This is a genomic window from Actinoplanes sp. NPDC051633 (genome assembly GCF_040681735.1).
In the GTDB taxonomy this organism is placed as follows: domain Bacteria; phylum Actinomycetota; class Actinomycetes; order Mycobacteriales; family Micromonosporaceae; genus Actinoplanes.
This window is the reverse complement of sequence record NZ_JBFAZH010000596.1, coordinates 1,538-4,907: the sequence shown is the minus strand read 5'-3', so window position 1 is coordinate 4,907 and position 3,370 is coordinate 1,538. Positions and strand designations below refer to the sequence as shown.

General features: G+C 72.3%; 6 protein-coding genes. 2 read left to right on the top strand and 4 right to left on the bottom strand.

The features are described 5' to 3' along the window. Nucleotides 1-116 precede the first annotated feature (116 nt). Complete coding sequence (locus AB0M20_RS27485; RefSeq protein ID WP_364302983.1) at nucleotides 117-560, top strand: SRPBCC domain-containing protein; 444 nt, start codon at nucleotides 117-119, stop codon at nucleotides 558-560. A 21-nt stretch (nucleotides 561-581) separates the two neighbouring features. Then, nucleotides 582-1,016: an MmcQ/YjbR family DNA-binding protein gene (locus tag AB0M20_RS27480; RefSeq protein WP_364302981.1), complete on the top strand. Its 435-nt coding sequence runs from the start codon at nucleotides 582-584 to the stop codon at nucleotides 1,014-1,016. Between the two features lie 15 nt (nucleotides 1,017-1,031). On the opposite strand, the gene AB0M20_RS27475 is transcribed toward AB0M20_RS27480, so the two are convergent. Genes AB0M20_RS27475 through AB0M20_RS27460 form a run of 4 tightly spaced genes read right to left on the bottom strand, consistent with a single transcriptional unit; the run spans nucleotide 1,032 to nucleotide 3,264 of the window. Next, nucleotides 1,032-1,427: a hypothetical protein gene (locus AB0M20_RS27475; RefSeq protein ID WP_364302980.1), complete on the bottom strand. Its 396-nt coding sequence runs from the start codon at nucleotides 1,425-1,427 to the stop codon at nucleotides 1,032-1,034. 21 nt (nucleotides 1,428-1,448) lie between these two features. Further along, complete coding sequence (locus AB0M20_RS27470) at nucleotides 1,449-1,895, bottom strand: SRPBCC family protein (protein ID WP_364302978.1); 447 nt, start codon at nucleotides 1,893-1,895, stop codon at nucleotides 1,449-1,451. Continuing rightward, complete coding sequence (locus AB0M20_RS27465) at nucleotides 1,892-2,611, bottom strand: DUF2071 domain-containing protein (RefSeq protein WP_364302976.1); 720 nt, start codon at nucleotides 2,609-2,611, stop codon at nucleotides 1,892-1,894. Before AB0M20_RS27465 ends, AB0M20_RS27470 begins: the two co-directional genes overlap by 4 nt. Further along, nucleotides 2,608-3,264 carry an aminoglycoside 3'-phosphotransferase gene (locus AB0M20_RS27460; protein ID WP_364302973.1) on the bottom strand — a complete coding sequence of 219 codons (657 nt, stop codon included), beginning with the start codon at nucleotides 3,262-3,264 and terminating at the stop codon, nucleotides 2,608-2,610. Before AB0M20_RS27460 ends, AB0M20_RS27465 begins: the two co-directional genes overlap by 4 nt. Nucleotides 3,265-3,370 lie beyond the last annotated feature (106 nt).

The window sequence follows — 3,370 nt, the reverse complement described above, 5'->3', positions numbered from 1 at the left end:
GCCGGAGGCCACGCCGCAGCGGCGACTCGTACCTGGTCGACATCGGTTTGATGTCACCGGGCCCGTCGACCCTGCTGGCGGAGCTGCACCGGCGGATGCCCAGTAAGGTCTGAGCGGTGACCGATCTCGTCATCACCCGCATCTTCGACGCGCCGCGGGAGGTCGTCTACCGCGCCTTCGTGGACCCGGACCAGCTGGCCCGGTGGTTCGGCCCGGTGGGCTGGTCGGTCCCGCGGGACAGCGTGTCGGTGGACGCGCGGACCGGCGGGCACTACCGCTGCACGATGGTCAGCGACGAGGATCCGGCGCTGCGCTCGGGGGTGAACGCCACGTTCACCGAGGTGGTGGAGAACGAGCTGCTGGTCGGCGAGGAGCCCTTCGGCGAGGTGGTGATGCGCATGCGCCTCGAGTTCTACGACGAGGAGGGCGGGCGTACCCGGCTGGTGCTGACACAGGGCCCGTACCCGCCCGAGGTCGAACCGCAGGCGCGCGAGGGCTGGAGCACCAGCTTCACCAAGCTGGACAAGATCCTCGCCCGCTCCGCGGCTGCGGGAGCCTAGGCTGCCGGGATGGCTCGGGGGATGGCTGACGCGGACGGGCGGCCGGCCCGGGTCGAGGACGTGCACGAGCTTGCCCTGGCGATGCCGCACGTGACGGTGGTGGACGGGTCGGCGGGGCGGCCGGTCTATCAGGTCGGCGGCAAGTCGTTCGTGTTCTTCCGCAACCCGAGACCGGACGCCGCGGACCCCGAGACGGGGGAACGCTACGACGACGTGATCGTCTTCTGGGTGGAGTCGGACGCGGACAAGCAGGCGCTCGTCCAGGACTCGTCGCCGTTCTTCACGACGCCGCACTTCAACGGCCACCCGTCGGTGCTGGTGCGGGAGTGCCGGCTGGGCGAGCTCAGCCGGGCGGAGCTGGCCGAGGTGGTCCAGGACGCGTGGCTGTCCCGGGCATCACAACGCCGCCGCGCGAAATGGCTGGCCGGCAGACCCGGCCCGCCCCCCACCGGGTGACCTCTCCCCGGGTGCTCACGGCGGCTGTTCCAGCCACGGCGCGAGGCGGTCGCCCGGCTCGAGCCTCTGCGGTGGCACCCGGTGCACCATGCCGGTGGTGATCTCGACGCTGCCGGCGGCGATCACGCAGGACACCGGCCTGCCGAAGTCGTGGTCGAAGGCCACCACGACCGGCGGCACGTCCATGCCGTTCTGGTGGGTGGCGTGGTGCAGCTCGGCCTCCGTGGGCTCGCGGAAGGCCGGATCGCAGAACGCGGCCGCGCAGGACAGGTATGCGACGTCGGTGAAGGCGATCTCGATCTGGTGGTAGTAGGAGAGATCGAAGCTGCCGGCCAGAATGAGCCGTCCGCGGTTCAGCGACAGGATCTCCCACTCCCACCACGGGCCGTCCGGCATCTCCAGCAGCGTCACCCGCTCATTGTCGCGCGGCGTTCACGACAGCGGGGCGGCGCGGCCGCGAGCGGCCACGACGCGGTCGATGGCCGCCTCCCACGAGCGCATCATGTCGGGATAGCCGGCCGTGAAATCCCGGAACCACTCGACACCCGACGGGGTCAGCGCGGTGACGCGGTAGGTGACGGCGACCTCGGTGTGCGGCCCGGCCGGGGCCAGCCGGACCTCCACGGTGCCGGCGTCGCGGCCGGCGGCGACCCGCGCGTACCGGATCCGACGGTCGCCGTCACGGTCGACCACGACCCAGGTGACGTCCTGCCCGCCGTGGTCGGTCCGGAACACCGTGCCGGCGGCGGCGTCGTCGTCGACGGGCTCCGGGAAGACCGGCTCCCAGCCGTCCACCCACTCGCGCTCGCCTCGCGCCGTGAACAGCCGGAAGGCCTCGGCCACCGGCAGCGCCACGCGGAACGCCCCGTCGAGGGTCATGACGACGGACCGCCGAAGGTGACCGGTACGCCGGGGGAGCACAGCACGCTCACCGGCGGGCCGACCGGCGCCGGGAGGCCGGCCGCGGCGATCAGCGTCTCGTCCAGATGCTCCAGCGTGCCGCGGTGCAGCGGCCACTGCGGGTGATCGTTCGGCAGGTGCACCGTGCGGCCCCATGCCCTGGTGTGCAGACCCCAGCGCGCCGTGAGGAAGTGCTCCAGCGGTGTCGGATCGGTGATCGCCGGGCCGCGACGCACCGTAAACGTGCCGGCCGCGCGGCGGCGCCGGCTGGTGTAGGTGAACGAGTCGCCGTCGCGGCGCAGGCTCATCCGCGACCACCGGTACGGCAGCCGCAGGGTCGCCTGCGCGACGAGCACCGGGATCAGCCGCTCCGCGTCCAGCGACAGGAACACCACCGCCCGGCGGCCACGCGAGTCCACACTGTACAGACGCACGTTCGTCTCGCAGAACGTACCCAGGAACGGAATCCCCGGCCCGCGCCCGAACCCCAGCCCGACCATCCTGAAGCCGATCAACCCGACATACGTCACCCCGTCGAGCGTGTCCGGCCGGGTCCCGGCCGGCAGGAACGGCGCCACCACCGACGGGTCCACCGCCCAGTGCAGGAACGCCAGGTCCTCCCAGCGCTGCACCAGCCACGACCGGCGGACCGGCCGCGACGTCACCGGGCTGACATCCTCGGCGGACTCGATCACGGACCCAACTCCCACAGCAGGCGGTAATAGGCGATGCGTTCGGGATCCGGCTCGACCCCGTACGCACGATAGAAGGTCTTGTCCCAGCCCGGCCCGAAATTCCAGCCCAGGCTCCAGGACGCGATCGCCAGGTCGGCCCAGCGGTCGGCGACGCCGAGGGTGGCCATGTCGACGTGGCCGGTCCAGTCGCCGTCCTCGCCGACCAGCGTGTTCGGCGCGCACGCGTCGCCGTGACAGACGACCAGCTTGTCGATCGGCGGGCGGTCCACCGCCTGGGTCAGCGCCTCGGCCACGGTCAGGTGCTGAAAGTCCGGATGCCAGATGGTGGTGTCGATCTGGCCGCGCCCGGCGCGTTCGCAGGCCGACGCCAGCCGGTTCTCCGCCGACCAGTTGAACGGGCAATCGTCGACCGGTAACGCTTCGTGGAATTCCCGCAACCCGCGCCCGATCGCGATCACGGCGGGTTCGGGATCGGCCAGCCACCGAGCGTCAACGGCGTTGGTGCCGGGCAGGGCCGCGGTGTGCAGCCAGGTTCCGCTGGGGTCGGCGCCGGAGTTCAGGACGCGGGGTACGGGCGTGTAGCGCTGCGCCCACGTCAGCCGCTCGGCCTCCCGGGCCAGCGGCAGGCCGCTTCCGGCCGGCGCGAACTTCACGAAGCTGCGGGCCCGGCCGTGGGGGGGGGGGGGGGCCCCGCACGCCACCCCCCCCCCCCCGAGGACGCACACACAAGCGAGAAGGGGGGGGGCGGGGAAGAGGGTT